General features: G+C 59.6%; 21 protein-coding genes. 10 read left to right on the top strand and 11 right to left on the bottom strand.

Features of this window, described 5'->3' with window-relative positions; genetic code table 11:
- Nucleotides 1–192: 192 nt before the first annotated feature.
- Together AC1DXK_RS16935 and AC1DXK_RS16940 are read right to left on the bottom strand one after the other, a co-directional pair.
- On the bottom strand, nucleotides 193–2,943 hold the full coding sequence (locus AC1DXK_RS16935; protein WP_477298410.1) for an ATP-binding protein: 2,751 nt from the start codon (nucleotides 2,941–2,943) through the stop codon (nucleotides 193–195).
- Between the two features lie 65 nt (nucleotides 2,944–3,008).
- A complete protein-coding gene (locus tag AC1DXK_RS16940; protein WP_457108262.1) occupies nucleotides 3,009–4,046 on the bottom strand; it encodes an HD-GYP domain-containing protein in 1,038 nt (345 codons plus the stop codon).
- An 838-nt stretch (nucleotides 4,047–4,884) separates the two neighbouring features.
- On the opposite strand from AC1DXK_RS16940, the gene AC1DXK_RS16945 reads away from it, so the two are divergent.
- A complete protein-coding gene (locus AC1DXK_RS16945) occupies nucleotides 4,885–5,379 on the top strand; it encodes a TadE/TadG family type IV pilus assembly protein (RefSeq protein ID WP_457108261.1) in 495 nt (164 codons plus the stop codon).
- Complete coding sequence (locus AC1DXK_RS16950; protein WP_457108260.1) at nucleotides 5,373–5,960, top strand: TadE/TadG family type IV pilus assembly protein; 588 nt, start codon at nucleotides 5,373–5,375, stop codon at nucleotides 5,958–5,960. Before AC1DXK_RS16945 ends, AC1DXK_RS16950 begins: the two co-directional genes overlap by 7 nt.
- Nucleotides 5,961–6,206: 246 nt before the next feature.
- On the opposite strand, the gene AC1DXK_RS16955 is transcribed toward AC1DXK_RS16950, so the two are convergent.
- On the bottom strand, nucleotides 6,207–6,428 hold the full coding sequence (locus AC1DXK_RS16955; protein WP_457108259.1) for a hypothetical protein: 222 nt from the start codon (nucleotides 6,426–6,428) through the stop codon (nucleotides 6,207–6,209).
- 301 nt (nucleotides 6,429–6,729) lie between these two features.
- Between AC1DXK_RS16955 and AC1DXK_RS16960 the strand changes: the two genes are divergently transcribed.
- Nucleotides 6,730–6,966: a hypothetical protein gene (locus tag AC1DXK_RS16960; protein ID WP_457108258.1), complete on the top strand. Its 237-nt coding sequence runs from the start codon at nucleotides 6,730–6,732 to the stop codon at nucleotides 6,964–6,966.
- Nucleotides 6,967–7,053: 87 nt separating this feature from the next.
- Here the strand turns inward: AC1DXK_RS16960 and AC1DXK_RS16965 are convergent, their stop codons facing one another.
- Together AC1DXK_RS16965 and AC1DXK_RS16970 are read right to left on the bottom strand one after the other, a co-directional pair.
- A complete protein-coding gene (locus AC1DXK_RS16965) occupies nucleotides 7,054–7,449 on the bottom strand; it encodes an energy transducer TonB family protein (RefSeq protein ID WP_457108257.1) in 396 nt (131 codons plus the stop codon).
- An 87-nt stretch (nucleotides 7,450–7,536) separates the two neighbouring features.
- The gene (locus tag AC1DXK_RS16970) at nucleotides 7,537–8,286 is read right to left on the bottom strand and encodes a sigma-70 family RNA polymerase sigma factor (RefSeq protein WP_457108256.1); all 750 of its coding nucleotides are present in this window, start codon (nucleotides 8,284–8,286) and stop codon (nucleotides 7,537–7,539) included.
- A gap of 299 nt (nucleotides 8,287–8,585) precedes the next feature.
- Between AC1DXK_RS16970 and AC1DXK_RS16975 the strand changes: the two genes are divergently transcribed.
- Nucleotides 8,586–8,831: a hypothetical protein gene (locus AC1DXK_RS16975; protein ID WP_457108255.1), complete on the top strand. Its 246-nt coding sequence runs from the start codon at nucleotides 8,586–8,588 to the stop codon at nucleotides 8,829–8,831.
- Nucleotides 8,832–8,930: 99 nt separating this feature from the next.
- Here AC1DXK_RS16975 and AC1DXK_RS16980 read toward each other — a convergent pair whose 3' ends face one another.
- Complete coding sequence (locus AC1DXK_RS16980; protein ID WP_457108254.1) at nucleotides 8,931–9,788, bottom strand: manganese catalase family protein; 858 nt, start codon at nucleotides 9,786–9,788, stop codon at nucleotides 8,931–8,933.
- Nucleotides 9,789–10,207: 419 nt separating this feature from the next.
- Nucleotides 10,208–10,489, bottom strand: coding sequence for a hypothetical protein (locus AC1DXK_RS16985; protein ID WP_457108253.1), 282 nt, complete (start codon nucleotides 10,487–10,489; stop codon nucleotides 10,208–10,210).
- A gap of 641 nt (nucleotides 10,490–11,130) precedes the next feature.
- Here AC1DXK_RS16985 and AC1DXK_RS16990 point away from each other — a divergent pair.
- Entirely contained in the window at nucleotides 11,131–13,623 is a 2,493-nt protein-coding gene (locus AC1DXK_RS16990) for a hypothetical protein (RefSeq protein WP_477298415.1), read from the top strand.
- Between the two features lie 112 nt (nucleotides 13,624–13,735).
- Nucleotides 13,736–14,125: a hypothetical protein gene (locus AC1DXK_RS16995; RefSeq protein WP_477298417.1), complete on the top strand. Its 390-nt coding sequence runs from the start codon at nucleotides 13,736–13,738 to the stop codon at nucleotides 14,123–14,125.
- 1,279 nt (nucleotides 14,126–15,404) lie between these two features.
- Here AC1DXK_RS16995 and AC1DXK_RS17000 read toward each other — a convergent pair.
- Nucleotides 15,405–15,716 carry a DUF6894 family protein gene (locus tag AC1DXK_RS17000; RefSeq protein WP_477298419.1) on the bottom strand — a complete coding sequence of 104 codons (312 nt, stop codon included), beginning with the start codon at nucleotides 15,714–15,716 and terminating at the stop codon, nucleotides 15,405–15,407.
- A gap of 89 nt (nucleotides 15,717–15,805) precedes the next feature.
- Here AC1DXK_RS17000 and AC1DXK_RS17005 point away from each other — a divergent pair, with 89 nt between their 5' ends.
- Nucleotides 15,806–15,973 (top strand): hypothetical protein, encoded by a 168-nt coding sequence (locus AC1DXK_RS17005; RefSeq protein WP_477298421.1) that lies wholly within the window; start codon nucleotides 15,806–15,808, stop codon nucleotides 15,971–15,973.
- 1,433 nt (nucleotides 15,974–17,406) lie between these two features.
- Complete coding sequence (locus AC1DXK_RS17010; RefSeq protein ID WP_477298423.1) at nucleotides 17,407–18,735, top strand: MFS transporter; 1,329 nt, start codon at nucleotides 17,407–17,409, stop codon at nucleotides 18,733–18,735.
- 1,623 nt (nucleotides 18,736–20,358) lie between these two features.
- On the opposite strand, the gene AC1DXK_RS17015 is transcribed toward AC1DXK_RS17010, so the two are convergent.
- Nucleotides 20,359–21,222, bottom strand: coding sequence for a cupin-like domain-containing protein (locus AC1DXK_RS17015; RefSeq protein ID WP_477298425.1), 864 nt, complete (start codon nucleotides 21,220–21,222; stop codon nucleotides 20,359–20,361).
- Nucleotides 21,223–21,607: 385 nt separating this feature from the next.
- Between AC1DXK_RS17015 and AC1DXK_RS17020 the strand changes: the two genes are divergently transcribed.
- Nucleotides 21,608–21,928, top strand: coding sequence for a hypothetical protein (locus AC1DXK_RS17020; RefSeq protein WP_477298427.1), 321 nt, complete (start codon nucleotides 21,608–21,610; stop codon nucleotides 21,926–21,928).
- 24 nt (nucleotides 21,929–21,952) lie between these two features.
- Here the strand turns inward: AC1DXK_RS17020 and AC1DXK_RS17025 are convergent, their stop codons facing one another.
- Together AC1DXK_RS17025 and AC1DXK_RS17030 are read right to left on the bottom strand one after the other, a co-directional pair.
- The gene (locus AC1DXK_RS17025) at nucleotides 21,953–22,951 is read right to left on the bottom strand and encodes an ABC transporter substrate-binding protein (protein ID WP_477298429.1); all 999 of its coding nucleotides are present in this window, start codon (nucleotides 22,949–22,951) and stop codon (nucleotides 21,953–21,955) included.
- 77 nt (nucleotides 22,952–23,028) lie between these two features.
- Entirely contained in the window at nucleotides 23,029–23,589 is a 561-nt protein-coding gene (locus tag AC1DXK_RS17030) for a recombinase family protein (protein WP_477298431.1), read from the bottom strand.
- A 226-nt stretch (nucleotides 23,590–23,815) separates the two neighbouring features.
- Here AC1DXK_RS17030 and AC1DXK_RS17035 point away from each other — a divergent pair.
- Nucleotides 23,816–25,062: DUF262 domain-containing protein (locus tag AC1DXK_RS17035; protein WP_477298433.1), on the top strand; the 1,247-nt coding region annotated here is incomplete at its 3' end.

The raw sequence follows: 25,062 nt of genomic DNA on the forward strand, positions 1-25,062 counted from the left end.
AACGTTTGCGCCTGGCGCCCCGAGCGCCGCCGGTCCGCGATGGTCCGATCCTGCGCGCCGGTCGGGGAGGGGGCGTGCACACCGTGGCCGCGACGGCCCATTCGCGGGACGCCGGCCTCCGGCAGCGATCCGAGGCACGATTCGCAGACGTTGCGCCGGCCGCCGCGGATGCGCCAGCGATCCGTCTGAGTACTAGGCGGACGCAGCCCCGCCCTGCCAGGGCGAGTCTGCCGATCCCGCACCGTCGTGGGTGCGCGTCCGCTGCTCGAGTCCGCGGATCGTCGCGCCGAGCAGGTTGTCCAGCGCGTCGCAGACGGTTTCCGGTTCGGTGCAGACCGCGTTCCGGGCGGCCTCCTCGATGGCGCGCAGCCGCGCCACGAGGGCACGGGCGCCGACGTTCGCGCTCATCGACTTGAGGCTGTGCGCGGCCCTGGCGATGGCCGGCTGATCCAAGGCGGCGAGGGCGGACCTGAGGGCRTCGAGCGCCACCGGACCCTGCTCCCGGTACAGGCCGAGGATGCGGCCGAGGAACGCGCCGTCCCCGAGGGCGAGGAGCCCGTCCAGAACCTCGGCGTCGAGCAGATCGTCTGCAGTCGATGCCGCCACCGGGGCGATGACCGGAGCCATGTCCGATCCCGCCGCGRCGGCCGGCGAGGCCGCCGCGTCCCGAAGGGCCGGCGCATGCGCCTGCAGCAGATCGGCGAGTTGCCGCAGCGTGAACGGCTTCAGGAGGGTCCCGTCCATCCCGGCCGCCGCTGCGGCCTCCGCGGCCTCGCCGAGGACGTGGGCCGTGAGGGCGACGATCGGAGTGCGCCGGCCCGTGGCCACCTCGCGCTCCCGGATCGTCCGGGCGGCCGTGAACCCGTCCAGGACCGGCATGCTGCCGTCCATCAGGATCAGGTCGAAGGTCTGCGCCTGGGCGGCCGCGACGGCTGCGGCGCCGTCCTCGACGGTGACGACCGCCGTCACGCCGCAGCGGGCCAGGGCCTCGAGGGCGACCTCGCGGTTCACCGCGCTGTCGTCCGCGACCAGCACCCGCGCCTTCGTGAACCGCGGGAGCGGCTCCGCCACGATCGTGGGGGCGTTCGAAGGGGCGAAGGCCCGCCCCTCGGCGAGCGCCGCCAGGACCGGCTGCCACTCCGCCTGGGTCACCGGCCAGCGCAGAACCTCATCGGCGAGGCCGGCCCGGAGTACCCGGTCGGCCGCACCGTCACCCGGCGCCGCGACGACCAAGACCCGCGCGGATGCATCCGGCCGGCGGCCAGCGGCGACCAGGTCGGACGCGTCGAGGATCCAGTGGGCCGGCCCGCCGCCGGCCTCCGCGACCGGCACGAAGCCGGCCGCGCTCAGGCTGGCGGCGAGGGCGGACCGGGTGGCGGGACCGGCCGCGCGCAGCACGAGTGCCGCCGGAACCGCGGCGTCGCGCTGGATCGGACAGGCCGGTTCGACGACCGTCACGGGGATGCGCGCCGAGAACGTCGATCCCGCGCCCACGCGGCTCTGAACCGCGACGGTGCCACCCATCGCGGCGATGATCTGCTGCGCGATCGAGAGCCCCAGGCCGGTCCCCCCGAAACGGCGGGTGGTGGATTGGTCGGCCTGCGAGAAGGCCGAGAAGATCGTGGCGAGCTTGTCCTGGGGGATGCCGATGCCGGTATCGGTGACGGCGACGATGAGGCATCCGTCCCCGGCATCGAGGGCCATCCGGACGGTGACGTGGCCGGCCTCCGTGAACTTCAGCGCGTTCGACACGAAGTTGCTCACCACCTGCCCCAGGCGGACCGGGTCGCCGAGGATGAGCCGCGGCACCGCAGGCGCGAGGTCGGCCGCGAGGTCGAGCCCGGCCGACCGAGCGCGTTCGGCGAAGAGTGTCACCACGGTATCGGCGATCTCGGCGGGATTCACGGGGACGCTCTCGAGATCGAGCTTGCCCGCCTCGATCTTCGCGAAGTCGAGGATGTCGTTGATGATCGCAAGCAGCGACTTGCCGGACCGGGCGATCACCTCGGCGTACCGGCGCTGGCGCACCGGCAGGTCGGAACTCGCCAGCAGTTCGGCCATCACCAGCACGCCGTTCATCGGGGTCCGGATCTCGTGGCTCATCGTGGCCAGGAAGGTCGATTTGGCGGCGTTGGCGGCGTCGGCGGCCTGCTTGGCCTGGCTCAGATCCGCCGTCCGGGCGCGGACCTCTCCTTCGAGGTGGGCGCTGTGCGCCGCGAGGCGGTGATCGCGCTCGTTCACGGCAGAGAGCAGGTCGTTGAAGGTGCGCGCCAGCGCACCGACCTCGTCGTCGCTCACCACGGGGGCGCGCTGCCCATAGTCGTGGCGCAGCCGGACCGCGTCCATGGTGCGGGCCAGCGCGGCCAGCGGGCGCGTGACGCTGCGCTGGAGGTAGAGCGACACCCCGAGACCGATCGCGACGGCCAGCAGCGCCGCCAGGGCGGCGTTCTGTGCGGCGGCCCCGACGTGATCGAGGATGTCGTCGGTCTCGCCGACCAGAACGACCCGGCCGATGGGGCGCCCGTTCTCCAGGATCGGCGCGGTCGCCTGGAGGCTCCGGGTCTTGAGCAGGCGCAGGAGCGAGAGATCCTCACCATCCTGGGCGGTATCCCGCGTCAGGCGCAGGCCGAGCCCCTGCTCGGCGAGCACGACCCCGTCGGGCCGCTCGATCGCCCCGTAGACGATGGATGGGACTTGGCCGATCGCCCGCAGGGAGGCGGCGGCCGCATCGGCGTCGTTCTCGGCCGTCGCCCGGGCGCCCCCGTGGGCGAAGACCTGCGCGACCGCCGCCAGTGCGGCGTGCTTGTCGGCGGCATAGCGGGAGACCTCGCGCCAGACCGACAGGGCCGCCGCCAAGACGAGGGCCGCCGTGACGGCGCCGGTCACCGCCAGCGCCAGTCTGCCGGCCAGGGAACGTTTCGGCCTGAGCCACGCGAGGGACACGCTTCGCTCCTTCAGGAGGCCCGGACGGGCCGGATCGCGGGGAGGGATCGCCGGTGGCGACCGGATCAGGCGGCGGCCCGGGTGCAGGTGCGCGCCACCGCGTCCCAGCCGGCCAGGAAGGCATCGACGCAACGCGGGTCGAAATGGCGCCCGGCCTGCTCCATGACGAAGGCCCGTGCGCGCTCGATCGGCCAGGCCGCCTTGTAGGGGCGCTCCGTCACCAGGGCGTCGAAGACGTCCGCCACGGCCACGATGCGCCCGGAAAGCGGGATCGCCTCACCGTGGAGGCCCTTCGGATAACCGGTCCCGTCCCAGCGCTCGTGGTGGCTCTCGGCGATCTCGGCGGCCAGCCGCACGACGTCGGAGGTGCTGCCCTCGAGAATCCGCCGGCCGCGCTCGGCGTGCTTCTCCATCTCGGCGCGCTCCTCGGCGGAGAGCGGTCCCGGCTTGAGCAGGATCGCGTCGGGAACGCCGATCTTGCCGACATCGTGCATCGTGGAGGCGAGCTTCAGGATCCGGATCTCCGCCGGCGCGAAACCGAGGTTTCCGGCGATGACGCCGACGTAGCCGGCCACCCGGGCGATGTGATCGCCGGTATCAGTGTCGCGGTGCTCGGCGGCGCGCATCAGCAGGGCGATGATCTCGCGCTCCCGCGCCTCGATCACCGCGACCGCAGCCGCGACCTCGCGGGCGAGCCACGCGGCCCGGTCCTGCTCCTGCCGGTGGGCCGCGCTGATCTTCATCAGGTTGGTGATGCGCGCCTGGATCTCGACGGGATCGCAGGGCTTACCGAGGAAGTCGGTGGCGCCGGCGCGCAGGGCCTGATGGCGCAGACTGCGCTGGTCGAGGCTCGTCACCATGACGATCGGCACGTGCTCGAAGCCCCGGACCGCCCGCGCCGCCGCGATGACGTCGAGGCCGGTCAGGCCGGGCATGTCGTAGTCGGTGACGACGACCCCGATCCGGTCGACGTTGGACCGCAGGAAGTCGAGCGCCGTCACGGGGCAGGTGAACGCCACCGGCTCGCAATCGGCCACGGGCTTGAGCGCCTGCATGACCAGCAGGTTGTTCATCTCGGAATCGTCGAGGATCAGGGCGAGCACCGTGTCACTCCCACACGACGGACCGGCAGCGAAGGGCCTGCACCCCGTCCCCCCTCATTGCGACAGCCGCGTCGAGCCCGGCAGTTGACCAATCTCCTTGAGCCCCCGCACCCTCGTCACGTCCGCGCGCGCGTTCCGACAGGGGCTCGAGGCTTGGTAGAGGTCGGTCTGCTGGACCACGATCGCGGCCCGCTTCGACGGGATACGCGCAGCACCTAAAGATTTTGTGGTTCCTGACGGACAAAGCCTATCGTGGACCGACGACCGTCGTTTTACAGTAAACGATATCAATCCGTTTGCGGGCCAGGGTCGCCAGCTGCCCAATCGAACGATCGGCGCGCGCAATGAAAGATGTTTCAGTCCAAAATTTTTCAACTTGAGCGTGCGGCAACGCCACGAGGACGCGATTCATGTGTCCAGAACGCCATAAAGCGGAAAATTAGCGTTGGCCTTGAACCGTTTCTAAAGAGGCCTGCCGCAAGATCGTCCGGTCGGCGCCCGGGTGGCACGACGGGGGCAGGCGCAGGACCTGCAGAGTTCGCTGTTCATGATGAGTATCCTGAGGCGCGGCGGTTCGCAGGTTCCACAGCGATCGGCTGCGATCGGATCTGACGACGGCGCTCACCCGGCGGCGCCGGCAAGTCTCTTGAGAGTTTTTTCCTTGGTCGCCACCGTGGCGCGCGCACGCTCCGGGCTGTCCGCCGCCGAACCCGTGCGACCGGCCGACCTGACCGACCGCATGCGCTTGGTCTTCCTCCGCTTGCGAAGGCCGCGCGGCCGCATTGCTGCCGCCGGATGCGGCCGGCGGTTTGCCGCCCATCGCGCCGGCGCCTCCGCGGTGGAGTTCGCGCTGCTTGCGGCCCCGTTCCTGGCGCTGCTGGGCGTCGTCGCGGAATCCGGCGTCGTGGCCATCGAGCAGCAGACCCTCGACATCGCGGTCGATCGCAGCATCCGACAGTTGCGCACCGGCACCTTTCAGGAGGGCTCGGACGGCAGCGATCCGAGCCAGCGCTTCCGCAAGATCGTCTGCAGCAGCCCGACGGCGCTGTTCCCCTGCGCCGATCTGCGCCTCGACGTGTCGCGGACGTCCTCGTTCGCGTCCTCGCAACCGGCGGAACCCTTCGACAAGACGACGAAAACCTGGACGGTCGGCTTCGGCCAGCGGTTCGAATGCCCCCAGGGCGGGGATACGGTGACCGTCCGGGTCGCCGTGCCCGTGATGCGCCTGTTCCAGATGCTGGATTTCACCGGCCGGATCATGTCCGACAAGTCGCAGCTGCTGATCGCGACCGAGATATTCCGGGTCGAGGATTACGAGCCGAAGCCGTGCTGAGTGGCCGCCTCCGCGCCGGTCTGTTGCGCTTCATCGGCTGCCGGGATGGCGTCAGCGCGATCGAGTTCAGCATGATCGCGCCGATCCTGCTGCTGGTCTTCATAGGGTCGATCGAGCTGCCCCGCGCGTACATGATCGGCAAGCGCCTCGACAACGCCGCGACCACGATGGCGGATCTGATCTCCCGCGGCAGCTACACCGATCTCAAGCCGGTCTTCGACGCGACGAGCGTGATCGCCAATCCCTACGACGTGACCCGGGCCAGCATCGTGCTGACGGCGGCCGGCACCTACAGCACCGGCGGCTCAGCGACGACCCAAGTCTGTTCGAGCGCCCAATCCAACGGACAAGCCTACGCGACCGGCGCGTCCCTCGGGCCGCCGCCGCCCGGAATGACCCGAAACGGAGATCGCTTCGTCGTCTCGGAAGTCACGATGACCTATCGGCCGCTGTTTCCGGTCATTACGAAGCTGACCCAATGGACGTTCCGCTACAGGAAAGTCTGGCCGGTCCGCGGCGGCGAAGTCTACAACGGGCAGAGCGAGGTCGTTCTGCCCGGCGGCAAGCCGTGCCCGGCCTGATCACCGGGCGCGGGTCAGTACCGTCAGGCAGAGTGTGCGGCTGTCGAAAGGGGAGGCCGCGCCGAGGCCGGGCGAAGCGAACGAGCGCCGCCGACCAGAGGGCGGCAAGCGCGCGCAGCGTGGTGTCTTCGAGAGCCGGCGGCCATCGCTCGGGACGATGCCCGCGGCCAGTCGGGTTGTTGATCGGGGAAGGTGGCCGGCACCCCCGGATCTGCCGGGGGCGCCGGATCGCGGCCCATGCCCGCCTCAGCGGTTCGAAACCGCCGTGGCAACGACCCGAGGCGTGGCCGGGCTCGCCGGGACGAGGCGCGGCGTCGTGGTCAGCTCGGAGGCCGGGCGGACGGTCGCCGTGGGACGGGCCTGCTCGCGGTAGAGCGGCGGGGTCAGGGTGACGGCCTCGTCGGCCAGGGCAGTGCCGATCATCGGAACGGCGGCGAGGGCGGCGAGAACGAGGGTGCGAACGGTCATGGTGGAAGGTCCTCTCGGTGTCCGGGTCGTGCCCGGCGTCGAGGGATCATTTACGCTGCACAGCAACATGATCCAAACAGATGAGATCGATTTCAGATATCGATGACATCAATGTCTGGATGACGCAGTTCAATCGCTATCCCCGAGACGAGGGCGACGGCCGCACGGCGGCCGCGGAACGATCGGGTTAATCGAATATCAATCCTCTCCGCCGAAGGTCTGGCGAAAAGCCAAAATTACTTCATTTTACAAAGATTTAGCGCGTAAAATTTTATCTTTTCGCGTGAAAGGAGTCGGCCCGTTGCTGATTGCTGCCCTGCTCTTCGCGGTGGGCATGTTGGAGGGCTGGCGGTACCGGGCCTCGGTTCTGATGGCGAGCTCGATGCTGATCAGCCTCGCCTGGTTGGCAGTCTGGGCGTTCGTGTGGACGCGCCTCGATGCCGAGAAGATCCTGTTGCTGTTCGGCTACCTCACCGCCCACCAGGCGGGCTATCTCATAGGCGCCTATCTCGGCGTGGACGCTGACAGCGACCGGTGAGCGTGGCCCCCGGATCGACGCGCTTCCGTCCTCGGCATGCGGTCGCGCCGATGACGCCGTGTTCGGGGGCAAATCGCGCCCCTGCGCTCAGCGGCCGAGTTGCACCGGGATGCTCAGATCGACGGTTCCGGCCTCGCTCAACAGCGGTGCCGGCGGGGCGGCGGTCGGGCCGATGTCACGTACGGCGCGGAGCGCGCGCCGATCGAGGCCCTCGGATCCGGAACTGCGCTCGATCTCCGCCCGCTGGACCGCCCCATCCGCCGCGATCTCCAGGCGGACCACCACGGTCCCGGCCCGACGAACGGGCTCCCTGCCCCTCTCGGCACGGCCGGCGGCGTCGATCCGCGTGACGAGATCCGAGAGCCAGCCTCGCACCTCCGGCCCGGTGTGCTCCCGGGCCGCGGCCAGGGAGGTGGGGGCCAGGGTCAGGCCGAGAACGACGGCTCCGGCAGTCAGGACGCGCAACGACATGGAGAAGGGCATGGGGAATGGCGGCTCCGTCGGCCCGGGATCGCGGATCAACCCTACGCCCAGGGGCCGGTGTCTTGCGAGCCTTACCTCGAGCGGCGCTTACGACACCCGGGTCGCCTTCCGGCCCGTCGGGCCTGCCGCGGCCAGCATGACGTCGTCGCTCCCGACCTCCCCGCCGGTGTAGCCCAGCATCTCGGCGAGCTGCGTCCGAGCCCGCCAGACGCGGCTCTTCACCGTGCCGATCCGGCACCGCATGAGGGCGGCGGTCTCCTCATAGGTAAGGTTCTCGATCGCGACGGCCACGAGCGCCTGCCGCATCGCGGGCGCCAGACGGTCGAGGGCGGCCTGCACGTCGCTCAGATCGAGGTGGCCGCCCTGCTCGGGCAGCGAGACCAGCCGCTCGGCCTGCGCGCCGTCCTCGTCCTGCACCTCGCGCCCGCGCTTCCGGTGTTCGTTGTAGAACTGGTTGCGCATGATCGTGAACAGCCACGCTTCCAGGTTCGTGCCCGGGGCGAAGCTGGCGCGCGAGCGCCAGGCCCGCAGGAGCGTGTTCTGCAAGAGGTCGTCCGCGCCGCCCTGGCTGCGCAGGAGCGAGCGCGCGAAGCGCTGCAGGTTCGGCACCAGAGCCAGGAGCGAGGCCTGAAACGCCGCCTCCCGGCTGTCCTCGACCCGGCCGAAGGCACCGTCCAGCAACCTCAGCAACGCGGCGAAGCGAACCGCGATCGTCGGCTCGACCGTGTGGCGGGCGTAAGTCGCCGCCAGCAGATGGCCGAGATGATCCTGCACGTTCCCGGGGAGCCGAGGCACCCGCGTGGTGATTGTGTCCGCTTCGGGCGAGCGTTCGAGCATGTCAGTCGATCACCTGAGGGGTGTGAAAACACCGATGCGACGATCAATCCACGGATACCCCTTGGATGCCGCAACATAGATCATGGATCAGACAGATCTCAGAATTGATCTATGCGGGAACGATCGCCTATCTTGGCCGGAGCCGGAGCGGAAGGAACGATTTCGATGAGGATCTACGCGCCGAATATCCACCTGTCGCGGCATCGCAGCTGCCTCGGCCGAGGGAAAGATCTTACCGCTGCGAAGATCAGCCCCGGTCGCTATGACCGCGCGACAGGCCAGAAGGCGGGATCGCAGCCATGACCCGGGTCTCGGACCTCGAGGACGACCCCGCCTTCCAAGAGGCCGTCCTCGCGGTGCGGGGCGCGGCCAGCACCCTGAGCGGACGCGCCGTGACGGCCGAGGAGGCCCGCTTTCTGGTCGGCATCGCGCTCACGACCTTCGCGCATGCCGGTGGTCTCGACGAGCCGAGTCGGAGCCGGCTCGCCCGCTTCTCGGAGCGCTTCGGGCCGGGCACGGTCGTCGAGACGTTGACGAAGCACTGAACCCGGGCCGGCGGACGGGAGACTCAGGGACGCGGCGGCCGACCGCACGCCCATCCGGCCTCCGCCGGAGGGCCTAACGGCCGCCGGGTCGCCGCGGGGTCAGCCGATCTGCTGGCTCTCCGCCCCGCTATCGGGACGTGCCGGACCGAGCACCGGCTCCTCGCCCATCGGCTGGTTCTGGACCACGCTGAAGGTGCCCTTGCCATCGAGCGAGGGTCCCCGGGTCCAGCGCCCGGCCGGCGGCGGTGCACCGTCCGACGACGTCGCGAAGAAGGCGTAATTGAACTCCTGGTTCTCCTGCTCCTGCGGGAACGAGTTCGGGATCGGCAGCGTGCCCTCGTCCCCGCCGAGTTCCTCGATGACGGCCAGCCATTGCTGCTGGTGCATCGTGTCGCGGGCGATGAGGAAGCTCCACATGTCCCGCATGCCCGCATCGTCGGTGGCGTTGAAGAGCCGCACCGCGAGGACGCGACCGGTGCTCTCGGCGGCGGCGTTGCAATACATGTCGGCCGCGATGTTGCCGCTGGCGTAGACGTGGCTCATGTCGAAGGGCACGCCGTCCGCATTGCCCGGGAAGGCGGCCATGCCGGTGGACAGCAGCGTCTTGTGCAGCATGCCCTCGGCGATGTGGCGCGGATTTTCGCCGCCCATCACAGCGCCGACGATGGCATCGGCGGCCCCGGCTTCCTGCACCTTGGTGGGCGCGGTCTCGAGGTTCATCGCCACCGCTGTCGCGAGCATCTCGATATGGCCGAGTTCCTCCGTGGCCGTGTGGAGCAGCATGTCGCGATACTTGGTGGTCGGAGCGCGGTTGCCCCAGGCCTGGAAGAAGTACTGCATGCAAACGCGGATCTCGCCCTCGATGCCGCCGATCGCCTGCTGGAGCATGCGGGCGTAGATCGGGTCGGGGCTGTCGACCCTGACCGGGTACTGAAGCCGCTTGTCGTGATAGTACATCGTGTTTGTCCCTCGCGAGAGGCACGGCGCGCTCACGGGCACCGCACCATCGGCCGCCGGCGCGGTGCGCTCTGGAGCAGCGCGCCTGGTACCCTGGCCAACCCTGCTTCGGGGCCGAAGTTCGATCTGCGAAGATATTTAAATCGCTCAGATTTCGAACAGATCCGTTTTATCGCACCATATCAGGCTATTGGCCGTGATCGACTGGACAAATTCCGGGATCACGCCGCCATTTCCACGTAACACATGTTAGGCGATACTGGCCTGGACCAAGACCAGGGAAGCCACGCCGTGGCCGTTCGGGGCATTTCGCGGCGTCCGCAACCGGATTCCGGAGCGATGCCGGCCCCGGGCCTGCCTCGATCCAGGTCATCCGGCCAGGGTTGGGGACGGCCGCGCGGAGGCGGCACCGGTGCCGCTCAGATGAGGCCGATTCGCCGGGCGAGCATCATCGCGAAGGCGAGACAGGCGGCGAGGCTGACGATCAACATGGCGACATTGGTCCAGAACCGGACCGGACGGCTGGAGCCGTCGAGCCCGCTGGCGCGCAGCCGCACCCAGGGCACGTAGAGATAGAGGGCGATCAGCGTCAGGATCAGGAACGCGAAGGTCGCGATCCGGCCCGTCACGAGGGCGGCGCCGGCCAGGACGGCCCAGCCGACGACAAGGCCCAGCATGGTGAACAGGGCCGTCGAATTCACGTCCGCAGTCCCCCCTCAGCGGATGTTGTCGGCAGGGCGGCCGCAGCGCGCCTCAGTCCGTGACAGACCCTGTCAGGAAGCCCGTAGCATCGTCCGGACGGAGTGCAAGATCGGAAAAGCTTCTGGTGCTGCGAGAGAGGATTGAACTCTAAGTTTATCATCGACAAACCATAGCTCAACCGTACAGTCACCCTCCTGCGACACCCCTTCGACAACCGTGGTGCCGTATGTGTGAGAGTTCCATGTGATCGTCAAGGGGCAACCTAGGGCTATCGTTGAACCTGTGTCTCAGCGCGTCCCAGACGGTGAAATGGTGAGAGGTAGCCGTATCACGATATCCCAGTGTCACACCAAGGCAATGCGTATAACAGTTGTCATACCCGCCGACTAATCGCCATTTGGCTGAGACAGAAATAACAGTTGTATCAAAACAAAAATCTACAGTTGATTTAAGCACAACTTCACCTATATGTTGACAAAACGTTAATATTAGTATATACCCGTGTCGTACCTGCCGGATTATCGGAGGTAGATCCGCGGCTCAAGGCGTTTGTCTGAGCCTATTTCCACATCGTCGCTCATTATCAACGCTCCGATGAAAGCGGGGCTGTCATGTTGCGCGTACATTTACTGAGAATGATATGAAATCTAAGTTTGTTTCAGGGCCAACATCAAGCAATAAAACTGGTGTAATACTTGAAGAAGCCGGAACGCGATATTTAGCGGGACTCAAGTCACTGATAGTAGGCCCATCCACCGACGCCTGTGATGATTATCAAAGCCGTTTCTCCCAACTGTTTCCGGGGGTACCTATGGAAGTCTACCACTCGAAACGTGGTAGACTTAATAGCAAGGGCTCTATCCGTATCGATGTTGAGCGGGCATTGCTGAACGTTTCACTAGGCTCCGGCCGAGTTGTCGTCATCTGCCACGCTACCCTCTGTAATCTGTCGGCGGACTTAGACTTAAGTGAGTGGCATTGTTACGTTGACGAAACGCTAGATGTTTATCATCCTACAGAACTCAATCTCCACGACAGTCATCAGCTATTCACCGACCATCTCAAGCTGATTGCGGATGAATCTCCCTACGCACGTCTTGTGTCGATCAACGATACAGCACTGACGGCGATCATAGAAAATCGAAACAAAGATGCTTATAGAGAAATCGTCAAGAGTGCGGCCGAGAAGATACTCAATCCCTATTTCGATTGTTTCACTCTCAAGTCAGACTATGAACAATTGATTGGGCGGAAGGGGAAGAACAGGAAGCTGTATTGCCTCTCTGTTCTGCACCCCCATCTTATGTCGGCCTTTGGTGGTGCTACTGTGTTCTCAGCCAGATTCCCTGAGAGTCTACATTATCATCTGTGGGAACAGCAGGGCGTAAAGTGGGAAGAAGATACCGATCTTACGAAACGACTTAAGTTCACGAAGCACACTGGATATGAGAAGACTAAGATCTATTGGGGGCTTGAGCGCAACTTTTCTAAGGCGTCACGCAATAAGAACATGGGCTGGTACGACGGGTTCATATCGTCTGCAACGAGCGCAATGGAGGGTCGACAGCACATCAGTTTGGAGAACAATGATATAAAAGACACAAGTGTGCTATCGAAGTCGGATAACAGTTGTATGATTTCGGGGCGATCACACGGATTAAACAAATACCGGCACATCGACCACGCGATCGTCGTTCCAGCTATGAACTACTCCCCTGTCGCTGGTAAGTTCCTGTCGAAGAAATACGACTTCCCTTACGAAAAACAAGTTATCTCTTTCGCTTGTCACAATATCTACCAAGCCATCAGCCGAACTTCGATGCGCGACGGTGATATGAGTCGTGAGCGGATATGGGTTGTGCCGTCTAGGACCCATGCAGAATGGTTGTCTGGTATCTTCGAGGGATCATTGTGCATTTCGCTGGCGCTCAATCAGCCTTCGGCCGGTAACAGTGGACGACCTGGATTGTTCAAGAGTGACAATGATCGGAAGAATCAATCACGCAATGTCAATAAGAATAAGGCGCGGCAGATCAACGAGTTTATAGACCGAATCGGCGTGGACATGATGGAGAACGTCGCTTTCTTTAGTGACTCAGATGGCGACGATAATACCTTATATAATATAGATCATTTCGTCGCCCATTATAGATCCACTTGGTTTGAGGCACTTAAGAGGAGCAGCGGTAAGGTCATAGCTAAAAAGGAGACCTCTTACATCAGTTGGCTCAAGAGACAGAGCAATAAGTCATATCCAAGAAAAGACGACATCCCACTGGTGTCCCCGGCGTTTTACAATCCGTTATGGGTAGGCAGTGGAAAGAGAGGTAAGCTCAACGTTGTGTTCGCGTCTGGCATCATGTTGGACTTTGACGACAGTGAGCTAGAACCCGCCAATCTATCAGATATATTCAGTGACTTACAGATGGTAACATACTCAACTTATAGCAACTCCGAGAATGAACTCCGTTATCGCGCATACATCCCGACGACCCGGCCTATGCTCATCCCTGAATACACAGCGATCATCCAGGCCCTCATCCAGACTATTGAGGATGCGGGATATCGAGGGGAGAATAAGGGACCGGCGAAGCCGAACGGGAGAGGAAGCGCCAGCGAGAACGACCGTTTGTCCATAGGAGGCAACCATAAGAGGCACGGCATCGATATGAGTAAGAGGGGTCCTTATTCTCTCTTTCATCTCCCATGCCGCGCACCATCCGGGCACAGCTTCTTCCACCATCACTCAGGACCTGGGAGAACACCACTCGACGTGAATCAGTGGCTTCTATCCCTTCCGCCTATCGAGGAACCGGAGCCCCAGAACGTCACATACAATAACAGTTATACGGAAGAGTTTTTGGCCCTCACGGAGCATCAGAAATGTAGTATTGAACAGGCAATGAATGAATGGTTCATGATTGGTACGTTACCGGGCAAAGGTCATGATGGGATATTCGCACTGTATGAGCGATTGAGAGACCTGAACCTTCCGCTAGATCTTATGTGGGAACACTTAAGGTCTGCGGCAAGGACGGCTAGATCCCCCATTGAAAGGCTTAAACAAGTTGACCGCTTAATGGCCAATCTCAAGATCTACAGAAGTAGGTATTACACGGACGACGCAGCTTAGTTTTCCGACACATCCTAACCACTTACTCGGAAGGCGCTGGAAAAATATCGGCGTTTTAATCGGTGCCTTCCATCCTTTCACAAAAATCACGATACTCAAGGACTTTACAACAATGATTAATCCCGACTACGGCCTTATCTCAGAGGATTTCCACAGCAACCAGTGGGGCAAGAATAGCGATTCTACGTATCTTTTGCGTATGATGCTGTTTAGGGGAGGAAACGAGGCGGATCGTCGCTACTACCTGTCTAATGGTGAGAAAGCAAAAGAGTACAGGCGCATCGCATACGAACTGGATGAGTTGGCTAGTGATATTGAGCACTATCTGGAAGAGACTGGCCGGATCAAGCGCCAGTACGCGGCCATGATCTCCGAGGCTCTTATCCTTGCCGGCCATCTGATCCTTCTAGATCAGAGTGAGACAGGCATCCAGTACGAAGCTCTTATGGAGAACCTATTTCATTCGCGGAAGGATGGCTGGTCGGACAATATGGCAGCATGATCTAACGACGCTTCAAAGGGCAATATGAACTCACAGTGCCCTCAGGAGCGTCCAAGATCGTTCCTGGCGCCCGTGAACTCATCGGCCGGTCCCTTTCCTTAGGGGGACTTTACCGACCCTGGTGCGTCCATTCTGAGGGCCATTGTCCGCTAGGATCAATAACAGTTGTTGCCATAGCCCCCGTTACCATTGCGTCCCTCTACACCATCCCTGAGTAGGCGTAGATCGATCCTCAAAGGGCACAGATCGATAGCGAGGGAGTCAGACGGGTGCAGGCAACGGTTCGGTCTACGCTGCCCTTAGGCGTTGGATTAGCCTTGGTCTGAGCCGTCCTCACCATCCTATGGATTGGGTATGGGCCAAGGGCTCATGCCGCTCAGGATCAGCGGACAACGCCAGCCCTACCGCTGTCTCAGCAATCACGATCTGGACTGGACTCTAACGGCCAATCCATTCGCGTCATATCACCGAGGCCTTCCGAAACGGGAATGGCAGGGACGGCGACTACCAGTCCGTAAGCGCTCATCCGTCGATCCGCCTCTGTTCGGGGTCGGTTCAGCGTGCCCATAGGATCGCTTAGGATCGTCCGTGGCGCCTTTAGAGCGTCCGGCTGGATCATCGGCCTTAGCGATAGTGAGCCGGTCCTGGTGCCCCCAGTCCGAGAACGGTTACGCCTCAGAGGTCACAACAGTTATTGGCCTCGGCTCTCACCGTTCTGCATCATCCCGCATGGCCCTTAGGGAGCGTGGATCGGTGCTAGGGGGCGCTGCCGGTCATGGGCAGAAACTACGTGGGCTAAATAGGTAGGGGCGATCCACAACGGGGGCCATATGAGAGGTCCTGGCAGATTGTCTTGGTCGTCCCCAACCCCACCCTCTTGATCGACTTTGATCCGCAGCCTCAAGGGCTGTCACTCTCTTACGCTACCTTATCGGCATTGAACGGGATCAGTCGGCCGAACAGCTGGACATGCTTGAAGAACGGCTTTGGGATTGCCCCTGTTGTGAATGCCGGGGCGAATTGAGCGTGGCTTAAGCGGTCAGGGAGCATCGCAGGGCGTCATCCCCTCTGTGATGCCTTTACCGGGGTGCATAATAGCGTCGCACGATCGTTACTGGCGCTCCGTCGGTCGCCAGGGGCACCATTCAAGCCTTCCGACCACACCCAACGCTTTGATGGTCCGTAGGCTCATAGGATCGCTAGGGAGCATGGATCTGTCCGCCAGTAGCACGATGACACACGATGCCCTCAGGATGGCTCGGGACCGTCCTTTGAGCCCTCAAGCCTGACCATCGGTTTCAGCGCGATGTCGGACGGCCCATTCGGTGCGCAGCCCTGAGCTTCGGCTGAGTGTCACTGTCAGAAGGGACATGCCGTCTGCATCGCGCACCGACACTACCGCATGATTGTCTCTCACGCCTTCCAGAGCGGTCGTTAGCATCTCGGTAGCGTGCTGAATGATCCCCTCAGGCTCGGCGCAATCTCGCCCATCATCATCCCAGGATGACAAGCTGTCGCTGTGTAGGTCGAAAAAGTAGATCGCCAAGGCAAAGTCGACCCCAAGCTTGTCCGCTCGCAACGAAACGGCCAAATGCTAACAGACGTGATCCTACTTCAACGCTCGAAACGGCGTTCGTTCCCGACGACCTGTAATTCAGTTTACGTGGAGGCGGAGTCGAAATGCTCAAGGAACCTGAGGCCGTCCCAGAGTTCGATAGCGTGACCATTCGCCATCGCGGACGCGAGAGCCAATGCCTCTTCGTCGGTGGCGGCAGTCAGACGTTCCATCCGGACTACATTGCCTTCGAGGTCAATGAACTGGACAAGGTAATGGGGGCCAAGATCTGATTCTTGCGAAGGGGGCATTGCAGCAGTGGTCATGCGATGGCCCTCCCTTGTCGGTCAGCATGTAAGGTTCTGATACGATTGAGACATCGGCCCACCTAAAGGTATGCCGGTCTGGACTCTTTGTGAAGATGGGAGGTGGGCCGTCAGGCAATCGTTCAGGATGCGAACTGCCTAGCTTCGGACAACTTGGCGAGGCGCTATCGGTTATGGCGTCACCGAAGATGCAATCACGGTCCCGAAGCCTTGCAGACGGCGTGGCGAAACGTCTTCCTGATAGACGATCAACCGGTCTCCTCGGGAGCACAGCGATGATCCGAGGGTCGTGAGCAGCAGCAGCGATGAACAGCCGTCCCTTGGAGGCGTTGACACATAGGTCGCGAAACAAAGTGATCGCGAAACGCTAACGGAGGTTATGATGCGAAGGACGTCATTGATTGGGGCAGCGGCCCTGCTGTCGATGGGAAGCGTGGCATGGTCGGCTGAAAACAGCGGGACCACTGGCACGTCCGGAAACACGCCTCGGATGCAGGGCTCGCCCAATGCTGCGGGCTTTGGCAAGGCTGAAACCACAGGCACTGCCGGCTCTCAGACGCCCGACACGACGGCCAATCAAGACGGCCGCATGAAGGGTCCGCCAAATGCGTCCGGCTTCAAGCCAGACAATGCCGGAGCGGGAACCAGCAAGAGCGGTGCTGCGTCAGGACGTTAAACCATTATGGCAGGGTGGCGGGCCGATTGCTGCCCTGCCGATCCCAAATCATACGCGCTGGTCGTGGAGGAGTGGGAAACACCATCTCAAACCATCTGCCTCGCGATTACAGCAGCCCAAGTTGAATAGTTGTGAGGACTGTGGCCTTATGCCCTGTGCGTGGTTGGGTTGCTGGTCCGGCTTACTATTCAGAGGTCCTAGATCCGGTTCTGAGGCGGTCTTGGTCAACAAGCCCATTGCAATAACGAAATCGGTCTCTCTTTGCTGATCGCAAAGTTGCACCGATCGTCTAGGATGCGGTTAGAGGCGAGCAAGATGGTTAGCAGCGGCCAGAGCAACGATCGACTCTTTGCCTTGTATCCTAACCGTTCTCGCCTCAGTCGCCTAGCTAGCGATCGCCACAGTTATTCCTGCCATAAGTAGGGCCGGGAACGTCACGTCTTGTAATGTAATCTTTGCAGCAGCGAGTCACTGATTTTTTCAGTGACTTCGCTCGGGGTTAGGCGCACTCTCAGCAAAAGAATGGGAGGTAGCCATGAGTCTGATAACCCCGGGACGCAATCCATTTTTCAATGAGACCAAAGGCACTCTTATCGCCAGTGCTGTAATCTTGGCAGTTCTCGGATGCTTGCTGCTCGGCTTGTTCTGACAGGGTCGGCATAGGGCCGCGGCCTGTTCTAGAAGCCTGAAGAGCGGTTCAAAAAATACCGAGAGGGTGTTTGTCATGGCCGAGATCGAGAACATCACTATTCGCAAAGTAATGTGGCGGCTGATGCCGTTTCTATTTGTGTGCTATTTTGTTGCTTATCTCGATCGCGTCAATGTTGGATTTGCAAAACTTCAGATGAATTCGGCACTGGGTATGTCGGAAGCCGCATATGGCTTTGGCGCAGGGCTGTTTTTCCTCTCTTACTTCCTGCTCGAAGTTCCTTCGAACCTCGCTTTGGATCGCTTTGGTGCGCGACTATGGATTGCCCGCATTATGCTCAGTTGGGGCGTAGTTTCGGGCTTGTTCGCCTTCATACGTCCGATCTCCTCCCTGACCGGGATTTCCAACGAATGGGTGTTCTTCAGCCTACGCTTCCTTCTCGGTATCGCCGAGGCAGGCTTTTTTCCCGGCATCATCTTCTACCTGACCCTGTGGTTTCCTTCGGTCTACCGCGCCCGGGTCGTCGCTCTGTTCATGCTGGCTATCCCCTTCTCCTCGATCCTCGGCGCGCCAGTCTCTGGGGCGCTCCTGAACCTGACTGGTGGTGGTCTCGACGGCTGGCAATGGCTCTTCATTCTGGAAGCGGTGCCGTCGATCCTCATGGCTATCGGCGTCATCTTCTATCTGACGGACCGTCCAGCTATGGCAACGTGGCTTGCGGACGACGAAAAGGCTTGGCTTGAGAGGCGCCTCGCAACAGAGCAAGAACAGAAGACAAAGGCCGGGCACGTCAGCATCACCAGGGCAATGTCTGACCCACGGGTGCTCGCCTGTTCGTTTGTCTACTTCTGCCTGAACGCGGCAAGTTACGGGGTGGCGTTCTTCCTACCCACCATTGTGAAAGGATTCGGCGCCAGCAACTTCCAAACTGGCCTGTTGTCTGCTCTACCGTTCGTGTTCGGCGCCGTAGGCATGGTCTTGCTGGGCCGCAACTCTGATCGCACCCTCAAGCGCCGAGAGCACGTCTGCTTCGCCATGGTGCTCGCCGCAGTCGGCGTCGCCGGTTCGGCGCTGGTCTCTGAGCCGATTCTGGTGCTTGGTCTGCTCTGCCTAAGCCAGATTGGCGTTTCGGCCACTCCACCGCTTCTATGGCCCATACCCAGCGCCTTTTTAACTGGGACCTCGGCTGCCGCTGGCATTGCTGCGATCAATGCAATCGGCAACCTCTCAGGTTTTGCGGGACCGTTCGTGATGGGCTACCTCAAGGACGTGACGGGCAACTTCTCGGCTGGCCTGCTCGTCTTAGCTGGATGCACCTTCGCCGGTGGTCTCGTTGCGATGACGTTGAAAGTCAGCAAGCACTTGGAGGCCGTTGAGCCGGGTCGCTTGGCTCCCGCAGAATGAGGTCTGGATGTGGATCGTTTCGACATTGGGTGATCCGCATCCATCCTTTCGGCTTCAACTTAATGAGGCTTTCAAGTTGATCCGCGACAGACTGAAAAATAAAAACGTCTACTATATTGAGACGGAGGAACTTATTCGACGCGCCAACAATGAGCGGCTAAGTTTCCGAAAGTTGGTACCGAACCATATCGCGACGTGATCCGACTTGGTGGCGCGCTACCTTATTGCCATTGAACGAGACCAGATAGTCGGACATCTAGGCATGCTGAATGAACGGCTCAGGGATCCTCGCCATTTTGAGGGCGGTGAGACGTTGAAGGCGGCGTAGAAGACGATAGGGGCATCCGAGAGCGAGACATTCCTCTCCGGTGCTCCAAGGTGCCTGTACCGTCACCTACCGCTTTCTGGGACCGTTTCTACGGCCTGATTTCGTCTGAGGGACACAATCACCCCACGATACCCGCAAGATCGCCCAGATTAGTCCGGAGGGGCCTTCAAGGCAGAGGGAGCCCAACCTACCATCGCGCGCTATGCTCCCGTCCTGAATGCGTCGTGCGAGGCAGTCTGTCGCCTTAGGTCCAAAACATTTTGCAGAATGTCCCTGTCCCGCTTTTACGCGAACGGTCTGGGATAGGCGGCACTGGCATACTCCCTCACCTATGCCGCCCAACTTATTGCGCCTATATCAATCCAAGCTCTGGCATTCTCTGTCGTTTCACTCCTGAGAAAGGCACGACGTTATTCGGGGATGTCAGTTCGCATTCGACCAGTTGGTGAAATCGCTTATGCTTCATCAGCACGCGAACCGTAGCTTCGGTGATCTTCCCTTTTGCCATGCGTCGCTGAATGCAGCGTTTGACCCAGATCGGCGTTTCTTTCCTACTCATGATGGACCTCATGAGAATGGACGACAGCTTGTTCTCTGCGCCGGCCAAGTTTGCCGCCTCTGAATACATAATACCGGCTCGGACCAATAGGCCGGATTCCTTCCATTCGTGAAAGCCGCATAATGACAGTTTGTGTCTGAGTGTTTCAGTGTCGCAAATGAGCCACTGGTCTGTCCCCAGCCCTTTGACCCACCCGCTATCTTCCGGTGTGAACAGCTATGGAGAAATTGGAAGGAACCATCGCTCCATGATCCTTCCGTGATCTTTCAGGGTCCTCCGTGATAGCTTCGAAGCTCACGGATGGCTCCTCCGGCCTTAGGGGTATGGTCCGGCCTTGGTGAGCTCGATCCGAGCGCCATTACCCGCCATGGCTCGTAACGGTTAAGGCACGCCAGGACGGACCTTGCATCGTTTCGCCTGATCCCTGAGGAAGCGCGGATTGTGTCTCGAAGGCAGCGTAGCCCAGAGTCACTCACACGACCGGCCGAATGGAATAGGGAATGATCCGATCTACGCTATCCATCAGCGCGGTTTTGGCGGTCATAGCGGTCCTACTCACATCCCTCTGGATCGGGTTATGGGCCGCGTCCTCAGACTGGTCAGGAGAAACGTGCATCAGCCGTCGCGCCCCTATCCCAACAGCAACCTTCGGGACTGGATCCGAAGGGACAACTCATCCGAACTATCACACCAGGATCGAAAGCCGGTTCAAGGCCGGTAGCATCTTGGTCCGGCTTTAGTGCCTTCGCAACTCACGGAGCGTAGACAAAGCGCCGAATGCCACAATTTTCGACAAGTCGACAAGCCGGTTGTGTCCTGGGGCTGTGGGATGAAGCCCTCGTTTTCGTAGGAATTCGTTGAATGAGTGCACAGTTAAGGCGCGATCCTTGACTGACTGGAAATTCATGCTAACCGCGACTGAGACTTCGTCTCCATTTTGAACCCAATGTGGATAGAAGAGAGGCACATGAATGCCTGTGCCAGACCGTAGATCATAGAGTGTCGCTTTGGCTTGCTTGGCATCAGTGAGGTGGACTGCATCAACCTCGCCGTTCCAGAAAGCATCCCGTTCTTCGGAAGTGACGATTTCTGGATCCGTGCCATCGAAGACGTAGAAATCCTTACGCCCGCATACTTGCAAAAGTAGATTATGCGCGTCGTCCATATGATATGGAGTAATGCGCCGAGGAGAGGCAATGATGATCGTGCAAATGGGCCTTCGGTATGCTTTCTTCATGTCGACGCCCAAGATGTCCCCGATCTCATCGAGAAACTCTTCCAAAAGCCTCTTATAGTCCGGATGACTATGCACACTTTTAAGAAGGATCAAGACATTGCCAGACTCCAGCTGGTCATAGCTTTCGACAAGAGTCGCGCTCTTCGTCGCATCTCCCCAAACACTCTTTTGTGAGGCTTTGTTCTGTAAGAAATAAGAATGTTTATTGTCTTGCATGTATCTACAAAGTTCGCGCAAATTATCACGTTTCATTAAAGGGTTGGCTTGCAAACGATGCTCAAACACGAATGGGCTCTGTTCAATTCCTGAGAATTGACGACGGCTGTCGAATTTTATGAATTCAGTCTCACTGGGACCTAACATGACAAGTCTCCAATATATATTTTCCTGTAGGTGCCGAGTATGTGCCGTATTTACTGAATTGCAAGCGTCAATACTTTAATTTTGGGGTAACGAAGCTGTGATTTGCGTTGTGGGCTACGGCGGTGAGCCGGCCTACAGCTTCGTCATGTGTGGCCTCAAACGTTCAACGGCCATCGTCGGCGTAGCGGCCTTGTGCTACAGTCCCGCTATGCACATCCACACCGTCATGGTCAGGCTGAAGAACGGTTCGCCTCTCCTTTCTGAGGATCCAGCACCCGCCCTCCCATCAGCCCTCCTCCAATGCGAACAGCTATGGAAGGACCGTGGAAGGCGAAGATCATGGCCCAAGGATCAGTGGGCGTTCGTTCGGAGGGCTGTCGAACCGTTGCTATATGCCAGGATCGAACCGGAGTCGGAGCATTACGCGGGCGGTCTTCTGAACCCGAGGGGAGCGATCCAGGCAGAAGCCATCGAACTGTCATCGGTCAGTTTCGAGAACGGCCCACTTCCCACCATCACAGGCTACGCACGGTTCCAGATGACATTCGACCGGGCGTTCACGGACACGGGTGAGTTCTATGATTGGCAGGAAGCAACAGATTGGCTCGACTGGGCTCTGTGCTTCGGCTTCCGCTTGCAGGATGGTGGGGAATGGGATGCCACCTATGAGCACAGTGGAATAGACTTCGAAGTCGCTACACCCTGATGTATGCACCGAAGACACTTGTGTTCAATCCACAATCTCATCAGCCCGCGCGAGTAAATTCGTTGGTAGATTTAGGCCCATTTCATTTGCCGTTCGGACATTAATAACCAATCTAAGCTTATACGGCTGATAAAAAGGGATTTCTTTTATTGGTATTCCTGAAAGAATTTCAGCCGCCTCCGAACCGAGTTTCCTATACAGATCTATTAGATTTACATCATGCGCTATAAGGCCGCCAATATCAACATAATCCCGAAATGGATAGATGGCTGGCATTTTGAAGTCGGCGGCCGATTTTACAATAATTTCTTTGTTTTTTGTATTTTCAACCGACGTGCTCACGATACATGCGCACTTAGCTTTTGCGGCGTCTGCAAATGCAGCACGATATTGGAGTTCTTGATGAGGACTTTCGACCGGAGGCCCAACCATGATGCAGCCGCCCTCTTCAACTGCATTTCTAATTTTAACGATCTCAGGGGTTTCCCAGAAGGTCCGCGCCGCCACTACAAAGATACGGTCAGTGTTCGGAGCAATCTCCTTCAAATATTGGACACGCTTGCGCCAGATTTCCCTGCTGGGACTTACGACAACGCCGGTCACGTTGTATTCTGGATGAGCAAGGGACTGAGTTACATTAAGCGCGACAGGATCTGTCATCAATGCCACAATTGGAATGGTGCTAGTGTGTTGCGCGAAACCTTTCGTCATTCGATCTGAAACGGTAACGATGAGATTTGGATTGGTATCGATGACATCTGTTATGATATGTTGATATTTATTGGCAACGCCATATGCGCTGAACCGATCGATTGTTAGATTTGTGCCCTCGACAAATCCGTGCCTCTCTAGTTCGATTATAAAAGATTTGAAAATCTGCTCGCCATCTATTGTCATTGTTGTGGTAGCGCGCGTGGGATGAACTAAGGCGATGCGATAATGAGCTACTTTCGCATTCGCCGGTCCGCGAATGAGTAGGGCTGTCAAACCTGYGGTTAGAGACAGAACTTGGCGGCGCTGCATCTGTCCCTCCCCAAGCGGGGTATCTGGCCACACACCACCGCAGCCACGATGATCGGCCCCAGAGCCTACGCAACCTATCAGTCGGGAGAAAGGGTGGCGCCGTTCAGAAGACGGTAGACGGACGCCCGCGCCACATTTAGTTCCCGGGCGATGGCTGTGGCTCCCATCCCCTGTGCAGACAACGCCCTGATCCGGTCCGCGTCGATGGATGGCTTCCTCCCCTTGTAGACGCCTTCGGCTTTGGCCTTCGCCACGCCTTCCATCTGCCGTTCGCGCCGGATGGCCGTTTCAAACTCGGCGAACACACCAAGCATCTGTAGGAAACACCGTCCGGCGGCCGTTGACGTATCGACTGGCTGTTCAAGGACCCTCAGGGAAACACCCTTCGCTTCTAGCCGAGACACGATAGAGGCAAGGTCCCCCACCGATCTGGCGAGGCGGTCGATCCGTGTAACAGTTATCGAATCCCCGGCTCTCGCGAACTGTATGATTGTTTCCAGTTCGGCCCGGCCTTCCAGCTTCGTGCCCGTGGCCTTTTCGGATCGGATCACATCGCAACCTGAGGCTTGCAATGCCTCTTGCTGAATGGCGAGACTCTGAGAAGATGCACTTACCCTTGCATAGCCATAGGTAGCCATCAGTGCGCCAACCGTCTCATATGGTTCTAGACCTACTCACCATACTGTCTCGCAATTGCGTCGGCATCCCTAATAAGACGCGGATCATGGGGCGAAACCGTCTCACGCCATCGTCTTGCTAGGGTTTACTGAATTAAGACGGAAGGGCATTTCTAGTTCGCAATAGCCTACACCTGTGTTGGGATAGTCACGCGGCTTCGTAAGAGCACTATGGCGAGGTTTGGTAGTGAGCGTTAAAGTCAATCTAGATGCTTTGGTTATTCGAGAAGACTTCCTTGTTAGCGGCGTGGGTGATGAAGCGCCAACTAAGCCATCAATTGAGATTAGAGAATTAGAGACGGATCAACTATTCTTTCTTGGTTTGCGGAAGCCTGATTTTCAACGAGAGACATCAGAGTGGGATCCCAAGCGAGTTGTAGGACTAATCAAGAGCTTCCTTGAAGGTCAATTGATACCGGCCGTAATTCTATGGAAGAATAAGGATTTATTATTTATCATCGATGGGTCTCACCGCTTAAGTGCCTTGATATCATGGGTCCAGGACGATTATGGGGATGGTGAGATATCCCAAAAGTTCTTCGGCCATTCGATACCCGAGGATCAACTCCGGGTTGCCGAGCGCACCAGAGAGCAGGTGTTGAAAGAGATTGGTAGCTATAAAGATCATCTCGACGCGCCTAGGAACCCGTCTGCATATGGAGCCGAGTTCGTCGCCAAAGCGCGTCGGCTTGCAACCACATCTCTACAACTACAATGGGTTCGAGGAGATGCTACGGTCGCCGAAGACTCATTTAAGAGGATCAATCAGCACGCCGCTCAAATCAAGCCTCAAGAATTAGAGTTAATTGAGAGCAGGAGGAAGCCAAGTGCCATCGCAGCACGTTCTATTATTAGACGCGGCACAGGTCATAGCTATTGGTCAACATTTCCGAGTGATATACAGAATGATATAAAGAAACAAGCCTCGACAATACATAGGCTTATATTCGAACCAAGTCTTAAATACCCGATCAAGTCTTTGGATCTTCCCCTAGGGGGCGCCGTTTATAGCTCAACATCGCTAAGAATGGTCTACGACCTTGTTAGAATGTGTAACGACACTCGCAAAGAGTTAGATGATGTAGATGGTAAGCTTACTCTATCGTACCTGTCTCGTACAAGACGTGTTGTCCAACTTCTTCTGAGCAATGAGCCTTCTTCATTGGGCCTTCACCCGGCGGTCTATTTCTATAGTTGGACAGGAAAACAGCAGCCGGTATTGTTGCTGACCATTGCCTCGCTCATCATCGGGCTTGATCGAAATAAGATGCTTCCCGAATTCATTCGTAGACGCGGAGAGCTTGAGCGTTTTCTTATTGGTAATCGCACTTTAATAAACCAACTTGTGCGAAAATTCGGAACCAAAGACTCCGGATCAAAGCACATTTTGGAGTTCTATGCCGATGTATTGAAAATGATTGGCAAGAACTTGTC

This window comes from Methylobacterium sp. P3_A11, assembly GCF_056403155.1.